The organism is Litoribacter ruber (assembly GCF_018449405.1).
Classification (GTDB): domain Bacteria; phylum Bacteroidota; class Bacteroidia; order Cytophagales; family Cyclobacteriaceae; genus Litoribacter; species Litoribacter ruber.
In genome coordinates this window covers 144,239-164,029 of the sequence record NZ_JAHCMY010000007.1, presented here as the reverse complement: position 1 = coordinate 164,029, position 19,791 = coordinate 144,239, and the positions used below count along the sequence as shown (strand labels likewise).

The 19,791-nt window shown below is 44.2% G+C and carries 23 protein-coding genes; 8 read left to right on the top strand and 15 right to left on the bottom strand.

Annotated features, from left to right (window positions below):
- Window positions 1-144 carry a hypothetical protein gene (locus tag KI659_RS13360; protein ID WP_213945855.1) on the top strand — a complete coding sequence of 48 codons (144 nt, stop codon included), beginning with the start codon at window positions 1-3 and terminating at the stop codon, window positions 142-144.
- A gap of 68 nt (window positions 145-212) precedes the next feature.
- The gene (locus KI659_RS13355) at window positions 213-704 is read left to right on the top strand and encodes a DNA polymerase III subunit gamma/tau (RefSeq protein ID WP_246535409.1); all 492 of its coding nucleotides are present in this window, start codon (window positions 213-215) and stop codon (window positions 702-704) included.
- Between the two features lie 6 nt (window positions 705-710).
- Here the strand turns inward: KI659_RS13355 and KI659_RS13350 are convergent, their stop codons facing one another.
- The 4 genes from KI659_RS13350 to KI659_RS13335 all read right to left on the bottom strand — a co-directional run bounded on the left by KI659_RS13350 (window position 711) and on the right by KI659_RS13335 (window position 5,213).
- A complete protein-coding gene (locus KI659_RS13350) occupies window positions 711-1,661 on the bottom strand; it encodes a DUF3078 domain-containing protein (RefSeq protein WP_213945893.1) in 951 nt (316 codons plus the stop codon).
- An 88-nt stretch (window positions 1,662-1,749) separates the two neighbouring features.
- The gene (locus tag KI659_RS13345; RefSeq protein WP_213945854.1) at window positions 1,750-3,327 is read right to left on the bottom strand and encodes a LysM peptidoglycan-binding domain-containing protein; all 1,578 of its coding nucleotides are present in this window, start codon (window positions 3,325-3,327) and stop codon (window positions 1,750-1,752) included.
- Between the two features lie 4 nt (window positions 3,328-3,331).
- Window positions 3,332-3,976, bottom strand: coding sequence for an O-methyltransferase (locus KI659_RS13340; protein WP_213945853.1), 645 nt, complete (start codon window positions 3,974-3,976; stop codon window positions 3,332-3,334).
- 7 nt (window positions 3,977-3,983) lie between these two features.
- Window positions 3,984-5,213 (bottom strand): M16 family metallopeptidase, encoded by a 1,230-nt coding sequence (locus tag KI659_RS13335; protein WP_213945852.1) that lies wholly within the window; start codon window positions 5,211-5,213, stop codon window positions 3,984-3,986.
- A gap of 162 nt (window positions 5,214-5,375) precedes the next feature.
- Between KI659_RS13335 and KI659_RS13330 the strand changes: the two genes are divergently transcribed.
- Window positions 5,376-6,665 (top strand): aminopeptidase P N-terminal domain-containing protein, encoded by a 1,290-nt coding sequence (locus KI659_RS13330; RefSeq protein WP_213945851.1) that lies wholly within the window; start codon window positions 5,376-5,378, stop codon window positions 6,663-6,665.
- 250 nt (window positions 6,666-6,915) lie between these two features.
- On the opposite strand, the gene KI659_RS13325 is transcribed toward KI659_RS13330, so the two are convergent.
- The 3 genes from KI659_RS13325 to KI659_RS13315 all read right to left on the bottom strand — a co-directional run bounded on the left by KI659_RS13325 (window position 6,916) and on the right by KI659_RS13315 (window position 9,034).
- On the bottom strand, window positions 6,916-8,100 hold the full coding sequence (locus tag KI659_RS13325) for a dicarboxylate/amino acid:cation symporter (RefSeq protein ID WP_213945850.1): 1,185 nt from the start codon (window positions 8,098-8,100) through the stop codon (window positions 6,916-6,918).
- 330 nt (window positions 8,101-8,430) lie between these two features.
- The gene (locus KI659_RS13320) at window positions 8,431-8,736 is read right to left on the bottom strand and encodes a HepT-like ribonuclease domain-containing protein (RefSeq protein WP_213945849.1); all 306 of its coding nucleotides are present in this window, start codon (window positions 8,734-8,736) and stop codon (window positions 8,431-8,433) included.
- A complete protein-coding gene (locus tag KI659_RS13315; RefSeq protein ID WP_213945848.1) occupies window positions 8,726-9,034 on the bottom strand; it encodes a nucleotidyltransferase family protein in 309 nt (102 codons plus the stop codon). The genes KI659_RS13320 and KI659_RS13315 overlap by 11 nt, the downstream gene beginning before the upstream one ends.
- Window positions 9,035-9,493: 459 nt before the next feature.
- Between KI659_RS13315 and KI659_RS13310 the strand changes: the two genes are divergently transcribed.
- Window positions 9,494-10,147 (top strand): DUF6266 family protein, encoded by a 654-nt coding sequence (locus KI659_RS13310; RefSeq protein WP_213945847.1) that lies wholly within the window; start codon window positions 9,494-9,496, stop codon window positions 10,145-10,147.
- Window positions 10,148-10,333: 186 nt separating this feature from the next.
- Window positions 10,334-10,627: a nucleotidyltransferase family protein gene (locus KI659_RS13305; protein ID WP_213945846.1), complete on the top strand. Its 294-nt coding sequence runs from the start codon at window positions 10,334-10,336 to the stop codon at window positions 10,625-10,627.
- Between the two features lie 233 nt (window positions 10,628-10,860).
- Here KI659_RS13305 and tsf read toward each other — a convergent pair whose 3' ends face one another.
- The 5 genes from tsf to KI659_RS13280 form a co-directional block, all read right to left on the bottom strand.
- Window positions 10,861-11,685, bottom strand: coding sequence for a translation elongation factor Ts (tsf, locus tag KI659_RS13300; RefSeq protein ID WP_213945845.1), 825 nt, complete (start codon window positions 11,683-11,685; stop codon window positions 10,861-10,863).
- A gap of 281 nt (window positions 11,686-11,966) precedes the next feature.
- Window positions 11,967-12,728: a 30S ribosomal protein S2 gene (gene rpsB, locus KI659_RS13295; RefSeq protein WP_213945844.1), complete on the bottom strand. Its 762-nt coding sequence runs from the start codon at window positions 12,726-12,728 to the stop codon at window positions 11,967-11,969.
- A 48-nt stretch (window positions 12,729-12,776) separates the two neighbouring features.
- Window positions 12,777-13,163 carry a 30S ribosomal protein S9 gene (gene rpsI, locus KI659_RS13290; RefSeq protein ID WP_213945843.1) on the bottom strand — a complete coding sequence of 129 codons (387 nt, stop codon included), beginning with the start codon at window positions 13,161-13,163 and terminating at the stop codon, window positions 12,777-12,779.
- Window positions 13,164-13,174: 11 nt separating this feature from the next.
- Entirely contained in the window at window positions 13,175-13,618 is a 444-nt protein-coding gene (rplM, locus tag KI659_RS13285; RefSeq protein ID WP_143962008.1) for a 50S ribosomal protein L13, read from the bottom strand.
- Between the two features lie 145 nt (window positions 13,619-13,763).
- The gene (locus tag KI659_RS13280) at window positions 13,764-14,477 is read right to left on the bottom strand and encodes an RluA family pseudouridine synthase (RefSeq protein ID WP_213945842.1); all 714 of its coding nucleotides are present in this window, start codon (window positions 14,475-14,477) and stop codon (window positions 13,764-13,766) included.
- A 47-nt stretch (window positions 14,478-14,524) separates the two neighbouring features.
- Here KI659_RS13280 and KI659_RS13275 point away from each other — a divergent pair, with 47 nt between their 5' ends.
- The 3 genes from KI659_RS13275 to KI659_RS13265 are packed head-to-tail and all read left to right on the top strand — an operon-like array spanning window position 14,525 to window position 16,717.
- Complete coding sequence (locus tag KI659_RS13275; RefSeq protein WP_213945841.1) at window positions 14,525-15,388, top strand: hypothetical protein; 864 nt, start codon at window positions 14,525-14,527, stop codon at window positions 15,386-15,388.
- Between the two features lie 2 nt (window positions 15,389-15,390).
- A complete protein-coding gene (locus KI659_RS13270) occupies window positions 15,391-16,173 on the top strand; it encodes an outer membrane beta-barrel protein (RefSeq protein ID WP_213945840.1) in 783 nt (260 codons plus the stop codon).
- Complete coding sequence (locus KI659_RS13265; protein WP_213945839.1) at window positions 16,154-16,717, top strand: hypothetical protein; 564 nt, start codon at window positions 16,154-16,156, stop codon at window positions 16,715-16,717. The genes KI659_RS13270 and KI659_RS13265 overlap by 20 nt, the downstream gene beginning before the upstream one ends.
- A 211-nt stretch (window positions 16,718-16,928) precedes the next feature.
- On the opposite strand, the gene KI659_RS13260 is transcribed toward KI659_RS13265, so the two are convergent.
- The 3 genes from KI659_RS13260 to KI659_RS13250 all read right to left on the bottom strand — a co-directional run bounded on the left by KI659_RS13260 (window position 16,929) and on the right by KI659_RS13250 (window position 19,633).
- The gene (locus KI659_RS13260) at window positions 16,929-17,963 is read right to left on the bottom strand and encodes a sensor histidine kinase (protein WP_213945838.1); all 1,035 of its coding nucleotides are present in this window, start codon (window positions 17,961-17,963) and stop codon (window positions 16,929-16,931) included.
- Window position 17,964: 1 nt separating this feature from the next.
- Window positions 17,965-18,654 (bottom strand): response regulator transcription factor, encoded by a 690-nt coding sequence (locus KI659_RS13255; protein WP_213945837.1) that lies wholly within the window; start codon window positions 18,652-18,654, stop codon window positions 17,965-17,967.
- Window positions 18,655-18,835: 181 nt separating this feature from the next.
- A complete protein-coding gene (locus tag KI659_RS13250; RefSeq protein ID WP_394369810.1) occupies window positions 18,836-19,633 on the bottom strand; it encodes a DUF3108 domain-containing protein in 798 nt (265 codons plus the stop codon).
- Between the last annotated feature and the right edge of the window lie 158 nt (window positions 19,634-19,791).

The following is a 19,791-nucleotide window of genomic DNA, read 5'->3' as shown; positions in this document are numbered from 1 at the left end:
GTGTTGAACCAATGTGATATCAACTACAAATCAAGTAAAAACCAACGCTTGCACGTAGAGCTGGCTTTGATGAAGCTGGCCAAATTGCCACAGGCGATCAACCTAGCAGCAGTGGCCCACGAGGAGGCAAAAAAAAAAGACTGAGTAAGTCTGCCCCAAGCGCCCCAACCAAATCTGCTTCAGAAATCCAGTCTTCCGGTAACAAAATACCGGTGAAGAAAACTATTGCCATTCCTACAAGTTTATCGGCTGTCAAAAAGTCCATCAAAGACCGACCCGTTGAGGTGAAAACCACCAAAACCCAGACGGCCGTCCAAGAGACTGCAAATCTTCGAAATCCATTTGATAAACCCACCTTGCAGGGCGTGATCAATGATATCATTGAGGAATTCAAGCAAAGCGGGAAATCCATGGAAGTGGCAGTGCTCAGGCAGCCCATTGAGCTTGTAGATGAGGAAGTGACCTTTTTGCTGAGCGGAGATCTCCAAAATGACATTTTTCAGAAGGTAAAGCCGGAGTTGACTGGTCTTTTGAGAAAGAGGCTGGAAAATTATAAAGTGGATGTGTTTTCGGTAATCAAGGAAGACGCCGTGAGCTCAGGATCCAAGCTTTATACCTCTACGGACAAGCTTAATTACCTGCGGGAAAAATCTCCTGCCCTCAAAGAGCTGCAGAAAAGGTTCGGTCTGGAAACGGATTTTTAAGATGACTTAAAAGTCAATCCCTATCCCGAAGTTAATCAGGTTTTGTAGCTGAATGGCCCTCGACGAGGTGCCGTCCTCCATTTCTATAAATACATTTTCATCATAGATCAAAACGGTCTCTATTCTGGTAGTGATATACCTATTGACCCTCATGGAAAGGATCGAGTTAAAGTTTACCACGGTGTTTCCCAAGGTTTCATAATTGGAGAAGAGGTTGAGGTCAGCTTTCCAATTGATGTTTTCCATCAGGGTCAAATTTGCAGAGGAGCTGAAGGATATACCGGCCTCAGCTCTGACCCGCTCCCCAGGAATAACCCCAAAAGCACCGGCACGACTGAGTGAATCATCCAGCACCACTGTGAAACGACCCGTAAAGGGAGAGATAATAGCTGAAAACCTGTCTTTTTCCCTGAAGGTTTTCTGGTAGTTAAGACCGGTGGAGGACTGTATGTATCCCGGGCTAAGCAGGTCGGATATCACGTTTCTTTGCTCTCTTTCAGAGCCAGCTGGCCGGAAATATCGGTAACCCTTTAAAAGCTGGGTACGGGCATCTATCTGGGTAGAAAGGTAAAGTTTGGGGGTCAGTTCCCGACCGTATTTACTTATAAAAATAAAGTTATCGTTTGTTTTTCTGGTTGCAAATGCCCTGTCGGACTGCCGCATGAAACCGTAATTGATCGTCAGTTTGGTGTCCCAAATGCGGTTGTCCTTTTCATAGTTGGCAAATAGGGTCAGGCCGGTGTTTAAAGCCAATGAGCTTTGTCCCCCCGCCGCCCAATTGGTAAGGCTTACCTGCTGAATGGAAAGGTTGAAATTCCCTCCTTGTTGCCAATATATTGGCTTTTCCTCGGGGGTAATGATCAAGGAATCACCCAAAACAATCAAGGTGTCCCCATCAATAAAAACCGTGTCGGCTTTAATATCCTGGCCCCACACAGCTTGAGTGCCTAAAAGCATAAAGAAAACCAATATGCCAAAGGCTTTCCCGATAATCTTATGATCTATTCGCGTCAAGGTTCAATTGTTGGTTTGCGGGGCAAAGTTATTATTTTCTAATGATTAAATCCTGTCCAATACTCAAAATGCTTTCCACACCAAGATTATTCCAGTTTCTCAATTCGTCCACCGTGACCTCATACTTTCTGCTGATGGCATAGAGAGTTTCACCAGGACTTACTTTGTGCACAGTGGTGTTCGTCCGGGATTCTGCCGGCTTGGCCGGAAAAATCTGCGCAGCAGGCTGGCTTGGCGCATTTTGCCTAGCTGGGGCTGTTTGTGTTTCCTGTTGGGCCACTTGCCTTGCAGGCGGATTTTGTGGTTTAGGAGTTGATGGCCGGGCCATTTCTATTTCCTCATTCCTTTTTCTGTAATCCTGAAGTTTTAAAACCATTCCTGGCCTCAAGTCCTTGTCTTTATAAATTCTGTTTTTAGCCTTCAGGGAATTCAGCCGAATGCCGTGCAACTGGGAGATTTCCCATAAAGTTTCCCCGGCTTTCACCACGTGCTCCTCTGCATGTTTGGCTTTTGCTTTTTTTCTTTTGGTATAATAATAACTGCCAGCTTCAATTCTGTCTTTCTTCTTCAAGTCGTTGACCCGTCTGATCTTGCGCTCATTTTTGCCAATCCTGTCAGCAAAGGCTTCAATGCTGGAATTCTGGGCGGCCTGTACAGCTTTGATGTTATTCACTTTGATCTGGCCAGGCTGTGTAGCCCGGCTGGTATTTCCAGTTACTCTAGGGTAAGCGCTTTGGTTATTTCTATAGATCTCCACGTCAGTTTGTGGCTGATTGCTGGCCAATGCAGGTCGGGGAGGGGTGCTGCCATCTCTCACATACACCACTGTGTAGGTCCTGTCCCCAGGGATCTTTCCGTTTGACGACCATTTGTTGTATTCACGTAGGTGGGCTTCTGTCACCCCCAGTTGTCTAGCTACGGTACCAAAATCTGTGGGGCCATTCACCCGGAATTCTTCCAGGTAAGTGCCGTTGCTCACCAGTTTGCCCACTTGGTTTTCGAAGGCAATTTTGTGGGCCAAGAATTTCTTGAAATACCAATGGGTGTTTTTGTCAATATCGACCACTTTCTTGCCATGCATGGAGGTGCCGTAGTACCCTTTAGCTCCACCCAGCCCCATCAGGTATGATACCACCGTGGTCATCCAGTTATCTAGATGGCCGTGGTGCTTTTTTAAATAGCGGGCCGCACCCCTGGTGGAGCTCACCACGTTTTTTCTTTCGTCTATTTGGTTGTCAACTCTTAAATAAACCTCCTCGGCAGTCCCTTTTTTGAACTGCCAAAACCCAACAGCATTGGAGGTGGAAACAGCGTCCGGAATAAGGCTGCTTTCCTGAATCACCATGTATTTCACATCCATCGGCACGCCCTCTTCCCTCAAAACCCTTTCGATGGTAGGCATATATAGGTTTACCCGATCCAGTTTCATCTGAAAATACTGGGGGCTCCGATAAAGTGCGTCCACGTCCTGCTGGATCTCACGTTGGGCGTGAGCATTCAGACGCAGTGTCATGTCTGCAAACTTTATTTCCCTTGGGACCTGAGGGACTTGGGCGAAAGCCAAGTGGCTGAAAAGAATGAATGCAAAAAGTAAAGGTGTTACTCTCATAATCTTAAAGTTTTCTGGCCATCATGATGCCGTCACGAATGGGCAAAAGTACGTTTTCTACTCTAGGATCCTCTTGGACCATTTTATTGAAATTAATTAATGCTTGGGTGTCCTTATCTATCTTTTTTTCGGTATTCCCCAAAATTTTACCTGACCATAATACATTGTCGGCCAAAATAATGCCGCCCTTGTTCATGCGGTCTATCACCAAATCATAATACTTGCCATAATTGATCTTATCGGCATCGATAAAAACCATATCGAAATTGCCCTCCAGCCCAGGGATAAGCTCCAGCGCATTGCCTAGCCTGTAATCAATTTTTTCAGTAAGTCCAGCTTTGGCAAAAAAGCCCCTTACCATTTCCTCTAGCTCATCATTGATGTCTAAGGTAATCAACTTGCCGCCCCGGGACAAGCCTCTGGCCATACACACTGCCGAATACCCGGTATAGGTGCCGATTTCCAGAATAACGCTGGGATTGAGCATTTTGGTGAAAAGTTCCAGGGTTTTTCCCTGCAATTGGCCGGAAAGCATCCTAGGCATCATGACCCGCGCATGGGTTTCCCTATCGATGTGCTTCAAAATGTCATCTTCAGGAGAGGTGTGGTCCTGACAATAGGCTAGTAGGGCTGGATCTATAAATTCCATTCGTTGATTATTTTGGTAAATAAGTTAGATAGCTGAATTCGTCGGCCGCAAGTTGTTCGTTTGCCAGATCCTGAAGTTGTTCAGCTGTGGTTTGTTGGATTATTCCGAATATGGTGTCCAAGTCATCTATTTTGCCTTTGTCCAACAAGGTTTTTCCCAACACCAGCATCAGCGCCGCGTGGTTTTCCTCAGCCATAGCCATTTGACCGATGGCTTGTTCTTTGGCCATATGGAGCTGCATGGTACCCAGTTTTTGGGTTCTCAGCTTTTCCATTTCTTTCAAGACCAGCTTTTTAGCCTTATTGGCATTCTTGGGCTCAGTTCCATAAAAGATCCCCAGAAATCCCGTGTCTGTATAGGATTGATAGGTACTTTCCACGGAATATACATAGCCATGTTTTTCCCGTAGGGCCAAATTCAACCGGCTATTCATACTTGGCCCCCCCAGGATGTTGTTTAGCAGGTGCAGCTTGAAACGGTTCTCATGGTAAAGGTCAAGAGAAGGCTTGCCGATCGCACAAAGGGATTGGGAGATGTCCTTCTCAATAGTTTTCACAGTGGGCTTATAGGATGAAAATGAACTCCTTATATAAAGCCTTTTTTTGACCGGAATTTCCAACAGATATTTTTCAACCTGTTTAAGTACCTTGCTGAAACTGATATTTCCCACCACCGAAAAGATGATTCTTGAGGTATCAAGTCTGGTGGAGAGAAAGTCAAAGAAATCCTGCTGGGCAAAGGAACTTACTGTTTCCTCGCGACCCAAAATATTTCTTCCCAAAGCATGGTTTTCGAAAATCTGTGCATCAAAGTCATCTTGGATGGCGTCCTCCGGACTGTCTCGGTACATGGCCATTTCTTCCAAAATCACATGCCTTTCCCGCTCGATTTGCTTTTCGGGGAACACACTGTTGAAAGTAATGTCGCAGAGCAGTTCCGCCGCTTTGTTGAAATGTTCCTTCAATATGGTGCTGTAAAAGCAGATTTTCTCCTTGGTGGTGTACGCATTGAGTTCCCCGCCCACGGAATCCAGGCGGTTGAGGATATGAAAAGCCTTACGTTTTTTGGTGCCCTTGAAAGCCATATGTTCCCAGAAGTGCGCAATGCCTTCCTGCTCCTTGGTCTCGTCCCGGCTTCCGATGTCCAAGATAAATCCGCAATGGATCAATCTGGTGTGGGTGACTTCCTGATGGACTATCCGGATGCCGTTGGGCAATTCTTTTATGTTATATGACATTTTATACTTCTTACCACGATCAATCTACAAAAATAACAGACTTTCGCGGGATATTTTCTAATTTAGAATTTAGATTGAAATTAGGCCTTTGCCATGTGGAAAGGCTTTTTTGGGTCAATCTGGAATCTTTTATTCAATATAAAAACTAAAACCAGAATATTTATGAGATACCGTCCTTTAGACAAATCTTTATATATACGCAATCGCGAAAAATTAGTCGATTTGCTTAAGCCCAATTCCCTGGCTATCTTCCATTCCAACGATATTATGCCCACCAATGCGGATGGCACGATGCCTTTTAGGCAAAATAACGACCTGCTTTACCTTTCGGGTATTGATCAAGAAGAAACGGTATTGGTAATCTGTCCTGATTTTCCAAATGAGGATATGAGGGAAATCCTGTTTATCCGAGAGACAAACGAACATATCGCCATTTGGGAAGGCCATAAATACACCAAGGAAGAAGCCTTTGAGGCCTCAGGGATTAAAAATATCCAATGGGTTCAGAATTTTGATGGAGTGGTAAATACTTTGGCTGCTCTTTCTGAAAACATCTATCTCAATACCAATGAACATCTTCGGGCAGACGCCCAGGTGGAGAGCAGGGATGCTAGGCAAATGAAGGCGATCAGGGAAAAATACCCCCTACACCATTACCACAGGGCAGCCCCTTTGATGCATCAATTGAGGGCGATAAAAGAGGATCTTGAAATCACACAGATGCAAGTAGCTTGTGACATTACGGAGAAGGCTTTCCGAAGGGTGCTAAGCTTTGTGAAACCTGGAGTGATGGAATACGAAATTGAGGCTGAATACATGCATGAATTCCTGCGCAATGGTAGCCGTGGATTTGCCTATACCCCCATCATTGCTTCAGGAGCCAATGCCTGCGTGTTGCATTACATTGAAAATAGCCGCCCCTGCAATGAAGGTGACCTTATTCTTTTCGATGTCGGTGCGGAATATGGCAATTACAATGCTGACATGAGCCGTACGATTCCGGTAAATGGCAGGTTTACCAAAAGACAGCGTGAGGTATATGATGCCGTGTTGAGGGTTCAAAGGGGGGCTTTTGATATTTTAAGGCCAGGAACCAATGTCCAGGAATACCACAAAGAGGTGGGGCGGATCATGGAAAGTGAACTGATAGGCCTTGGCTTGCTGGATAGGACTGATGTCAAAAACCAGGATCCCAAGCAGCCTCTCTATAAAAAGTATTTTATGCATGGCACCAGCCATCATATCGGTTTGGATGTGCACGATGTAGGCACCATGTATGAACCTATCCGTCCGGGAATGGTCTTCACCGTAGAGCCTGGGATTTATATCCAAGAAGAAGGATTAGGTATACGTTTAGAAAATGACATCGTGATTGAGGAAGATGGTTTCTTTGACCTCATGCGCAACATCCCGATAGAAGCTGAAGAGATCGAGGGTTTGATGAATAAGTAGGATTTAGGACTTTAAAGGGACACAGAGGAGTTTCACTGAGTTTAGAAAAGAGTTTCACAGAATCCACATCTTAAACAAATTGGGCTACAAAGTCCTCTAAGTAAAAAAGAAGTCGCACAAAGTATTTGTTCGACTTCTTTAATTTTGAAAAGTAAGAAATGGGTCTAAATTTATTTTTAAACTTTTTTATCCGCGAAGCAGCTCTGTGGAACTCCATTTAAAACTCCGCGAAACTCCGTGTCCCTTTGTTTTACGCCGTCACAGCCTCTTTTTTCTCCTTCTTTGTCAGCTTGTCCATGATGACAGCAATCGCCCCGTCTCCGGTGATGTTGGTGGCCGTGCCGAAGCTGTCCTGGGCCAGGTAGAGGGCGATCATGAGGGAAATCAATACGTCATTGAAGCCCAGCATGGTCTGCAGCAAGCCCAAGGCTGCCATTACCGCACCACCGGGTACGCCCGGGGCTGCAATCATCGTCACGCCCAAAGCAAGAATAAACGGTAGGAAGTCCATCATTTGCACATCCATGCCATTGACCACCATGATAGCCAGGGCGCAAGCGGTGATGGTGATGGTGGAACCTGATAGGTGGATAGTCGCACAAAGCGGCACCACAAAATCAGCCACAAACCCCCTTACCCCATTCTTTTTCGATTGCCCCAAAGTTACCGGAATGGTGGCGGCAGAGGACTGCGTTCCCAAGGCGGTGAAATAGGCGGTCATCATGTTTCTGATCATGGAAAAAGGATTCTTTCTGGAGACGGTGCCTGCTATGAGGTATTGGGAAACAATAACCGTAAACTGCAATAGGATGATGACGATAAAGACTTTGAAAAACACGCCCATGATCTCGCCTACCTGTCCTGCAAAGGCAATGTTGGCGAATATCCCCATCACATGGAAAGGCAGCAGCGGGATGATGATGGCCGTGATCATCTTGGTGATGATCTGCTGGAATTCATTCATGGCTTTTTTGAGTCCATTTCCCTCAATAGCGGCAATACCGATTCCCAGGGTAAAGGCAATCAACAAGGCGGTCATCACACCCATAACTGGGGCCATTTCCACCACAAAGAGCGGTTCGACCAACGAGTGCTCCGGATTATCCACGTTGCCGATGGAAAGGGAGCCTGGGGTGAGGATGTATTTGAAAATATTTGAGCCTACCCCAAAGGTCAACAGTCCTGAAAAAACCGTAAAGCCATAGGCCAGCATGGCGGTCAAAGCCAAGGTCCTGCCTGCACCCCTGCCAAGGTCTCCGATACCGGGGACAATGAAGCCGATGATGATGAGCGGGATGGCAAAGCCGAGGAAGTTTCCGAAGATGCCGTTGAAGGTCGCCAGGACGGCGGTGAACATTTCAGGGAGGTAGGAACCGATGAGAATACCAATGATGATGGCAATGATCAGGCGGGGCAATAGGCCTATTTTCTTCATGAAGTCAAATAGTTGATTTGTAATGAATTGGTAAAAATAAGGGAAGTGGGGGAGGGGAGAAAGGAAAAGTTGATAAAAGACCGAAGAGGGAAGACAGCCACCAAGGCGCAAAGGCGCAAAGAGAGTTTTTTCACTCTAAATTCTTTGCGTCTTCGGGTCTTTGGGGCATTTAAAAATTGATTTGATATCAAATCAAATAAAGATAAATTGATTTGTATTTAGATCAAAAATATATGGTCTGCCACAAATTGGGGGGATGGGTCAGTGACTACTGACCCGGTGGGAATTGCCATATATGCACGAACTTAAATGGGGTAAGGGACTTCTACCTCAGGGTTCCAAGTCAGAGAACTGGAACAACGGCAATAAATCCATTTTTATTGGTTTATCATATCCATGGATTACCCAATTCCTTGCATCCACAATTCTCCTTGCATTTTCGATTTGCAAGTTTGGGTCAATTTTGAGTGCTCGATTAATGGCCTCTCCAATAATTTCGATTTCCCTCTCAATAGCCCTGCGCAAAAGCTTGTTACTCAAATAATCTGAAAAATCCTTCTTTTCTCCTAAATATGTATAAATAGAGGTTATGGAAACCTCTACGTCATAGAGATGTTTTTTAATATCAGGATTCATAAAGAAGGATTTTATGCTTATTGATACTCTCAATAAAGTATGGATTGGAAAGCGACCTTTCTGTGACGATATCCAATTCCCGCTTGAAAAGATTCCGCAACTTGTATTGAAGTTGAAAGTAATTATCTGAATATTCCTCGGGGGTTAACTCCTCTTCAAAAGAAATCAAAAAGTCAATATCGCTGTTATCCCTAAATTTATCAAGGTCAATAGCAGAGCCGAATGCGTACAGCCTTTTGATTCTAGTAGCCTGTAGACGCGGAAAGTTGCCCCGAAAACCGGAAAAAATGATTTGCAAAGAGGCAAAGGTTTCTGAATCCAGACAAGCCGAATTGCCGAATGCACTAATTAATTATGCCGCCAGAGACTCCCTAAATCGCAGTTCCAGGTCAGAGAACTGAAATAATATTCAGGATTCGAGTTTCTGTGCCATGAAAAAAAGTCAAATTGCTACAAATGCACGAATGTATAATGGAGTCAGAGACTCCTACCTCAGGATTCCAGGTCAGAGGTCAGGAACGACCAAGAGTTATATTAATAGTGGAGGATTATAATATTGGGTAATATCCCATATGATTTTCGGATTTTCTTCGGATTTTTATCGGAAGGGAACTGAAGAGGTAATGAAATGGGATGCTGATTTGTGCAATTTTATGCAAATTGTGTCGGATAGTGCATGTTCATTTGTAAGTGGTCGGGTGGAAGATTATTTTCGGTTGTATTTATTCTATAACCAAAATAAACTAAAACACTTTATATGGGGAAAAATATAGGTTTCACTGCAGGCTTTCAGGGCAAGGTCGATGGGTTTGTTTATTACAAAGTAAATAGTGTCAGTTACGTAAGAGCTAAACCAAATAAGAGTGGAGGGAAGCGACCTTCCTCCCAGGTTCAGAAAATCAATCAAAGCAAATTTGGAGTTGCATCAACTTTTATGAAAAAATTTGCTCCGATAGTTCGGTTTGGGTTTCAGAATGAGGTGCTGGGCATGCGCTCTGCGATAAATGTGGCTGTGGGGTATGCCCAAAGCAATGCCATAATTGGATTGACAAGTTCCTATAGGATAGACCCACATAGGGTCTTGATAAGTAAGGGGAATCTGGAAGGGCCAATGGAAGCCAAAGTGGTTTGGAAGGATGATGCTACCGTCCTGTTTACCTGGAAAAATAATTCTTTTATGGGCTCAGCCAAACCTTATGATAGGGTGATGGTGGCATTGGTACACGAGAAGGAAAACTGGCAGGAGTATGTCTTGGAGGGAAAGGGAAGGCTTGAAGGTGCCCAAGAACTCAAACTTCCTTATCCCGGCAAGTGGCAAGGTCAGACTTATGCCTATATTGCTTTCAGTAGGTACAGTCCGGGAAAAAAAAGGTACTGGATTTCAAATAGCGAATATTTGGGGATGATATAGAAGAAGAGAAAAGAGAAAGGGGGGGTAAAAGCCACGAATGCACGAATTTATAATGAAGTCTGAGACTCCTAACTCAGCAGTTCCAGGTCAGAGACCTGGAATAACCAGAACTTGAAGGTAATCAGGATGTAATTAGCCCCAACCATTTTTTCTCGTAATCTGTTAAATAAGTAAAATTAAAATGCGATGATTTCTGAAACTCAGAGAGATGCTATCATTAGGGTGCTGCAACCGCTGGACCCTAAATCCATCAGTGTTTTTGGTTCCTGCGCCAGGAATGAAAATCACAGTGGAAGTGATCTTGATGTTTTGGTTGAATTTCAAGGCACTGTAAATCTTTTGGATATCATCGGTGCTGAAATGGAATTGACGGAAGTACTAGGTGTGAAGGTGGACCTCTTGACCAAGCAGGCTATTTCTCCTAGACTTATGGGCCATATTAATGAGAGCATCCACGAAATTTTTTATGCAGAAAAATGATTTGGTTTTTTTATACCACGTCCAATTCTGGGTCAAATTGTCACGAATGCACTAAAGTTTAAAGGGAGTCAGAGACTCCTGACTCAGCGGTTCCAGGTCAGAGACCTGGAACAACGGGAATCCCTCTCTTTGCGCCTTAGAGTCTTTGTGGCTATTTTAAAACTCAACCAAAAAAACAAAACCCCGGACTTTGCAGCCCGGGGTTTTTGATTATGAAAGTTTCCTTCAGGAAATTACCCGATTGAGATTCTCTTGAAGTCTACTACGGTCAATCCTTTGGATACGCTGTCCAAATACTGGGAGATGGTTTTGCTGTTGTCTTTTACAAAAGCCTGGCTCAACAGGGTGTTCTCTTTGTAGAACTTGTTAAGTTTACCCAAAGCGATTTTCTCAAGCATTTCTTCAGGTTTGCCTTCTTGTCTCGCTTGCTCCTTACCTACTTCGATTTCTCTTTCAACAACTGTAGAATCTACATCGTCTTTGTCAACAGCTACAGGGTTCATGGCAGCAATCTGCATGGCCACGTCCTTACCTGCTTCCTCTACGTCAGTACCGTTTACGTTTTTCAAGGCTACCAATACACCCAATTTACCGTTGGAGTGGATGTAAGGAACTACTGCCTCGCCGTTTACGATTTCAAAGTGGCTGATGTCGATTTTCTCGCCGATTTTGCCGGTCATCTCGATGATTTTTTCACCTACAGTGATGGATTCATAAGGAAGGGCTAGGATTTCTTCTTTAGTAGATACGTTATTCTGCTCAGCTAGGTCAGCGATGGAATTGGCGAAAGCGCCGAATTCTTCATTTTTAGCAACAAAGTCAGTTTCGCAGGTCAAAGAAAGGATAAGGCCTTTCTCACCGCTCACTTTAGTCACTACTACACCCTCTTTGGTTTCACGGTCAGCTCTGGAAGCAGACACTTTTTGACCTTTTTTTCTAAGGATATCTACAGCTTTGTCGAAATCGCCTTCAGCTTCGGTAAGGGCCTTCTTACAGTCCATCATACCGGCTCCGGTCATTTGTCTTAGTTTGTTTACCTCTTGTGCAGTAATAGCCATTTTTATAGGAGTTAAAATGTGTTATTAAATTTTTATATAGGCCGCTTGTTGCTATTATTCCTGATGTCCTTTTTAGAAGAGGAAGACGGAAGACCGAAGACGGAAGAGGGTTTGAAAGTAGATTTCAACCACCTTTTCAATAGTCAGCGATGCTTACCTGCACTCAAGCGGGTTTTAGTATTTCTGTGGGGCAGGGCCGCCACAGGGGGCAATAACGAAAAATTGAACATAGGTATGATTACCGTATGTTCAATTTTTCATTATCAAATAATCATAGTGGATTACTCTTTGGTGTCAGCGTCAACGGCTCTTTTTGCCTCTTCTTCTTCGGCAAGTTTAGAATCGTCCTTGTCTTTCTTTCTTTCAGATAGACCTTCTTCGATTGCAGAACCGATAGCTTTCACTAGCAAAGAGATGGATTTATACGCATCGTCATTGGCTGGGATAGGGAAATCCACCTCGTTAGGGTTGGAGTTTGTATCTACCAATGCGAATACAGGGATACCAAGCTTTTTTGCTTCTGAGATAGCGATGTGTTCTCTTTTGATGTCCACTACAAAAAGGGCTGCAGGAAGACGGGTAAGGTCAGCGATACCGCCCAATACGTTTTCAAGCTTTTCTCTTTGTCTGGAGATCATCAAACGCTCCTTCTTAGCCAGGTTTTTATAAGAGTCTTCCTTCGTCATTTTGTCGATGGTAGACATCTTCTTCAAAGACTTACGGATAGTAGCAAAGTTGGTCATCATACCGCCCAACCATCTTTCGGTGATGAATGGCATGTTGAGTCTTTTTGCTTCTTCAGCTACTAAGTCTTTCGCCTGCTTTTTGGTAGCAACGAACATGATTTTCTTTCCTGATCTTACGATCTGCTTGATTGCGTTGGATGCTTCATCAAGGCAAACGAGCGTTTTGTTAAGGTCTATGATATGGATACCATTCTTCTCCATGAAGATGTATGGCGCCATTCTAGGATCCCACTTTCTTGTTAAGTGTCCAAAGTGAACACCAGCATCCAGTAAGTCTTTATATTCTATATTAGCCATTATTGATATATATGTATCTTAAAATATATGTTTGAAAAAGCTCCCGGATTAACGCTTGGAGAACTGGAATCTTCTTCTTGCTTTTCTTCTTCCTGGCTTCTTACGTTCTACCATTCTAGGGTCACGAGTAAGGAAACCTTCTTTTTTCAACGGGCTTCTGTGCTCTTCGTTGAATTGGCATAGGGCTCTGGAGATAGCCATACGTACTGCTTCAGCCTGGCCTTTGATACCACCACCGTCTACGGTGATTTTGATGTCATAAGCGTCGTTCTCGTTTACTAGAGCAAGAGGCTGCTTTACAACAATTTGATGCAGGTCGAAAGGGAAGTAAACTTCAAGAGCTCTGTTGTTGACAGTGATCTCGCCTTTACCCGGCTGCATGTAAATTCTTGCTACAGACGTTTTTCTTCTACCGATTGTATTGATAACTTCCATTAGGTGCAGAATTAAAATTTAACTTCTTTAGGTTGTTGCGCTTCATGAGGGTGCTCGCTTCCGGCATACACGTGCAGGTTGCCGTAAAGCTTTCTGCCCAATCTGTTTTTAGGCAACATACCTCTTACTGCTTTTTCTACTAAGATGATTGGAGATTTCTCCATCAACATCTTTGGAGTAGCAATACGCTGACCTCCTGGATAGCCAGTGTGACGAACGTATACTTTCTCGTTCCACTTTCTTCCGGTTAGTCTAACTTTGTCTGCATTGATGACAATCACATTGTCGCCGCAGTCTACGTGAGGGGTAAAGTTTGGTTTGTGCTTACCTCTCAAGATTTTTGCTACCTCACTTGCAAATCTACCAAGTACTTGGGACTGGGCATCCACTACGATCCAGCCTTTCTGTACAGTAGCGTCGTTTGCCGATATGGTCTTATAACTTAAAGTATCCACTGTGTAAATGTTTAATAATTAGCTTGTTAAATACATTTTTCCCTCAAAAAGGGACACAAAGATAGAAGCTTTTCAATTCTAATGCAAAAGAATTGGAAGTTTACTGCCTAATTTTCACCGAAATAGCTAAAAAAAGCCATCAGTTCTATCGGGCGGTTTTTTCCAACTGCTTGACCAATACTGCGAAATCCTTGGGGTAGGGGGCCGTCACCTCTATTCGGGTGCCGTCTGTGCCATCAAACCCAATGGCGTACGCATGTAAGGACACTCTCTGCATGATTGGAAGCTCATCGGTGCCTTTTTTAAGATTGAATCGCCTTTTCAGATCTGAAAGATAAAGGTTCTTGCCCCCATATGTTTCATCACCACAAATCGGGCTCTTCAGATGGGCAAGATGCACCCTGATCTGATGGAGTCTCCCGGTGACCGGCCTGCACTCAATTAAAGTGTGCGCATAGTAGGTCTTTAGGGTGTTGAAATAAGTGGTGGCCTGCTTGCCTTCCTTATTTATCTTGGCGATTCCTTTATTGGTGGCAACCAGATTGCGGTCCACGAGTAGGTTTTCATACTCATGTATGCCCTCTGCCACGGCATGGTAGATTTTGTCGACTTTCCTGTTTTCAAACTGTATCGCAATGTTTCTGTAAGCCTCCTGGTTTTTGGCTATTACCAGGCATCCCGAAGTTTCCTTGTCTAATCGATGACACACCTGGGCATCAGGGGTGTACATCTTGGCCAAATGCAGGATGTTTTGCGCTTCATGTCTATCGTCTAAGGTCGATAGATAGGGAGGCTTGTTGATTATAATATAATCAGCGTTTTCAAACAGGATAAGGTCCTCAAAATCTATTTTCTTCATGCAGCTCGCGCCATTCCAATTAAGGCGCAAAATTAAGCTTAAAAGAATTGGAATCAAAATATTATTTTGGGGGCAATGGGACACAGAGGTACGCAGAGTTTAAAAAGGAGTTTCACAGAGCTCCTTCGCGGATTTCTCTCGCAAACCCGCTTGCCGGAGGGCAGGTTCCACGGATTTCGCAGAAAAATGGGGTCGCAAACCGAGGCGATGCGGTAATTGATGCTTCAAATGAATTTATCCGTGGAATCTTCGAAATCCGTGAGAGAAACCTTGTCTGTCCAAACTATTTTCTTAATATTATGGGGTCAAACTATTTAATTCTGACTTTTGAATTTATGAAAAACTCTAAATCCTTTTCCTTTAAAGTTATTTTCTTTGCCCTTTTGCTTTCAAGTATGGCCTGCACGGATCTCCTGGCCCAAAAGAGCAACAACCAGCTGGCCATAGGTGCGGAGCTGGGGCCCGTAATAACGGATAGGTTTCACGGTTATGAATTTCAGGTGGGTCTGCCTGTTAAAGTTTATTACGGAATAGGCAATCATAGTCAGTTGTTGCTCAGAACTGGAATCCATCACCTTTGGGTGCCTTCGGAGAGCCTTTACGAACCTACCATAAGCGTAACGGCTTACCTGGTCCCGCTTGCAGTGGGTTATAGAAGGAGCTTACGGAATTTTTATGCTGAGGGGAGTATCGGAGTTGCCTATGAGAAAAGCCGGGCCGAGTTTGAAAATCCATATAGTGTAAGTGCACAGGGTGACTCCTACCCGCTGAATTACGGGATTGAGGTGGGTTATCAGCTACATAGGTTTGATTTTGGCTTTTCCTTACAGAACAACACCATCAACCATCATCATGGTTTTATACATACCGGAATGGTGGGGCTGAAGGCGATGTATAAGATTGATTTCTAAGCATGATTAGAATTATAACCCTGCTGTTCTTTGCTTTGTCCGCTGCATTGCCTGCCCATTCACAGGGCAGGCTTGCAATTGGTTTTGATGTGGCCAACAGAAAAGAACTCAGAAATTACATTGACCCTCAGGGGTACCTGCACAACCGCTATACCCCATTGTTTGCTTTGGGTGGTGTATTGAATTACCGCATTTCGGACAGGTGGGAAATAGAATCCGGGATCTATGAAACATCTTTTCATGAAACCATTAGTTATTACTACAAGGAGCCGGGTTATCGGCCCCTGAATGCCACGGGTTGGCAGGTTAACGGACTGCGGACTTTGCAGATCCCGTTGAGGGCTGTCTATGATCTAAACCTTGGATTCAAAAGATTGTCTTTTAATGTTGTAGGGGGAGTAAGCCTGTATAACCTCACTTCCAACATCAACCGATGGGGTGAAACTGGTCTTAGTCCCATTCCCGTTTATCCAAGACCTCCGGTCAATCTGGATCTGTATTATCAAAGCTATCCGCTCCGAAAAAGGAGCCTGGCCTTTGAAGGAGGGGTGGAGTTAAGGTATCAGCTCTCCAACAGGCTGGATTTCATTTACCGGTACACCAGGCTTGTCGGGACCCGGGAGATGAACAAGATGGAAGGCTACTATTCCATAGACAATCCTCCTACCCAATATGAATTTGAAGTCACATCCATGGGCTCAGCTGTTCACAATACCTTTTCGCTGAGATACAATTTTGGCAAAAATTCTAAAAACATCCCCAAGTATGAAAAATTTGAATATTGATTGGTTATTGAAGTCAAGTACAGCATTGCTTTTTCTGTTTTTGCTCAACGGCCCCCTGATGGCCCAATCGGGCAGAAATCACATCGCCATCGGTTTGGAGGCGGGACCTTCTTTGGGTTTTGGAGCGGAGGATTTCCCTTATCATCTGGGCCTACCGGTGAAGGCATACCTTGGCACCGGTCAACATGGGCAATGGATGTTCCGGACGGGAGGGCATCTGTTTCCGGTTTCTTCACAAAACCTGCACGAATCCGTCCGCAGGGCCTACCGTTATATCGTACCTTTGGCTTTGGGTTACAGGTATAACCTGGAGAACTGGTATGCCGAGGGTAGCTTGGGGTTAGGACTAAGCACATTCGTTCAGGTGCCCACAGATGCCCAATTTCAACGCCAAGCCTGGACCAGCCGGGAGCTCAATTACGGAGTGGAATTCGGGTATCAGCTGGAGCATTTTGACCTAGGAGTATCCCTCAACAATAACGGTCCGATTCCACACAATACCATGTTTCTTGGATTAAAGGCGATGTATAAGATAAGACTTTGATGCATGGCTATGCCTAGTCTCCGTATTTGTTGATAATGGTGTGCTAGGTGGCAGGGCAATGGTTGAAAGCAAAATAGCTCCGGATACCTCCGGAGCCATTTTTTTTAAACCATACAAACAAATGAGTACTTTATTTAAGTCTATGGTTATTAAAAGCTTTGATGGGGTGAAATGTTTAAATGAAATAAGATTTTTTATAAATAATTAGTTGTCACGCCACAGGCAGCGAAAAACTAAAAGTCGATCCCTTGCCAATCGTACTTTCCACTTTGATCCTGCTTTTGTGACCTTCTAGGATATGCTTGACGATGGCTAGGCCCAGTCCTGTGCCCCCGCCTTCCCGGCTTCTGGATTTTTCTACCCGGTAGAATCTTTCAAAGATGCGCTTTAGATCTTCCTCAGGGATGCCCTTGCCATTGTCCCTCACGCTCACATGAAGCTTGTTTTTCTTCTTCTCTAGCCGAATCACGACTTCCCCGCCGTCATTATTGTACTTGATGGCATTAGAGATGAGGTTTTGGCAGACGCGGTAGATCTTGTCTTTATCGGCGTGGGTGTCAAAGGTGTCGTTTTTGTCAAAATAGAACCTGACCAACACATCCCGTCTATCGGCTTTGTGTTCCAGTTGCTCGATTACTTCCAAGATCATATCCTTGATATCAAAGTTCTCGAAATGAAACTTGACCACCCCATTTTCCATCCGGTTTAGAGTGAGTAGGTCTTGTACAAGCTTGTCTAGATTATTGAGGCTTTTGGCGGCCCTTTTTAGGAATTTATACCTTACTTCTTCGTCTTCCACGGCCCCATCCAGCAAGGTGTGTACATACCCTTGCGCGGCAAAAATAGGCGTTTTCAATTCGTGGGAAATGTCCGCAATAAATTCCTTTCGGAAAACGGCGTTTTTCTGCAGCGTTTCGATTTCCTTGTTTTTGGCTATCGCGTAGCTGTTGATCGTCTGGTTGATCTTCCTGAGTGGGGAAATGGAGGTGCGGTAGCTGTGTTCGGAAATGTCGGAAAGGTCCTTTTTCTGAACCTTTTCCAGCAACTGGTAGATATTGCTGATCTCCTTAAAGATCAAAAATTCCAGCGTGACATTGGTCAGTATATAAGAAAGGGAAAAGGAAAGCACGCCCGCCACTACCAAAAGGGTGGGAGTGGCGTCGTCCAGTAAAGATAGAAAGGCAACCGTGAGGGCTGCAATGGCCATGGCCAACAGGAAGGAAATCCCCCTGGATGTGGTCAGCATTTTAATTCATGTCAAATTTGTACCCTACTCCTTTTACAGTAGTGATGTATTCGTCACCGATTTTCTCCCTTACTTTTCGGATGTGCACATCCACTGTCCTTGCCAAGACAAAGACATCGGCGCCCCAGATATTTTGCAAGAGGTCATCTCTACTAAATACCATATTAGGGTTTTTGGCAAGAAAATACAATAATTCGAATTCTTTTTTGGGCAGGGTGATGGTTTTGCCGCTTTGATCGATGGTGTAACTGGTGCGGTCGATGACCAGGTCCTTGATCTTGATCTGGGACACTTCCTTTTCCTTCTTCGACTCTCTTCGGAAGAGAGCAGTTATCCGGCTGAGGAGTGCACGGGGTTTAATAGGTTTGGTAATATAATCATCAGCCCCCACATCAAAGGCCGCCACTTCGGAATATTCTTCCGACCGGGCGGTTAGGAAGATGATAAAGGTGCTCTTCAGTTCTGGTATCTCCCTGATCTGTCGGCAGGTCTCCACTCCGTCCTGCAGGGGCATCATGATATCGAGAAGGATGACTTCAGGTTTGAAGCGGATGGCGGTTTTGACTGCTTTTACCCCATCAGAGGCTGTTTCCACTTCGTAACCTTCTTTTTCTAAATTGTACTTCAATAAATCAATGATATCAGGTTCGTCATCTACGACTAAGACTCTGACCTTACTTTTTTCGCTCATTGGAGATTGATTAGTGTGTCATGTTAAACCTGCCAGTTTTGGAAACCTGGCAGGTTTCCAGGTTTGAATACAATGCTAATTTAGAAAAAAGAATGGCAATTTTAATACTAATCGCTTTGGAGGGAAACCAATCCTTAATAGTCGGCAGGCTAATGTTAAAGGATTGTTAATGGATTTTGAATTAATTATTACGTAATCCCCGTGCTTCGGTGATTTCCATATCAAGTGCACCCACTACCAGGTTGGCTTTTATCTTCACCGGAATTTTGTTTTTGTCGTCTGTGATCCAGACTTTGATGGGATTGTCTCCGCTGAAGAGTTTGTTGTTTGGCATTATGGGCGAAAACTTGAAGGTTTCATATGAACCGATGCGCGTGTCTACTTTTTCTTTCCCTTCGTATATTAATTTTAGGTTATATATTTCCTTATCGAAAAAACCCTTGATATTAATTGTCTCCCCGGGCTTCACGCGGGTTAGGTCCATAGTCCTGAGCTGGTAAAAGCCGCTGACCATGTCCTGTACGTTTGGCGGGATTTCGTAGGATTGGGTCTCCACCACATTCCTGTTTTCACGGTCAAACAGTCTTACATTGGCCTTTTTGCCCATGTGGTCAAAGTCCACAATTTCATGTTTTCGGTAGTTTCCCTCTTCTATATGGCGGTAGGAGCGATGCGGGATGAGCTTGGCGGTATCCAGGAGCGTACCCCAATTATCCTTTACTTTAAAGATTTTGAATATGCTCAGCGTTTTGCCGTACACGTCAATTTTGTACGCCGGTCGGTTGTTGATTTGCTGGATTTCGGGACTGGTGACCATTTTGGCTTCAGCGGCATTAAAGAAGAGGTACTTCACCTTGAAGGTGAGCTCCTCCCCATGCGAAAAAGCCTCATTTCTGGCCAAGTGCTTGGTATCCGCTCCCATCAGCATGATCAAAGAAATAAAAAAGAGAAGTGTTAATCTTATTTGCATGTTTTTTATTTCAATTGCCTCTTCTAACTCCAATGTTAATGGAAATGGTTCGCAATGTCACCTATCTCAATGTTAAAATTACTAAATAAGTTTCGTTCAACAATGCTTATTTTCTGTTGATAATCCCCTCGCGAATGTTTACTTTCACATAATATTTATACGTCAAA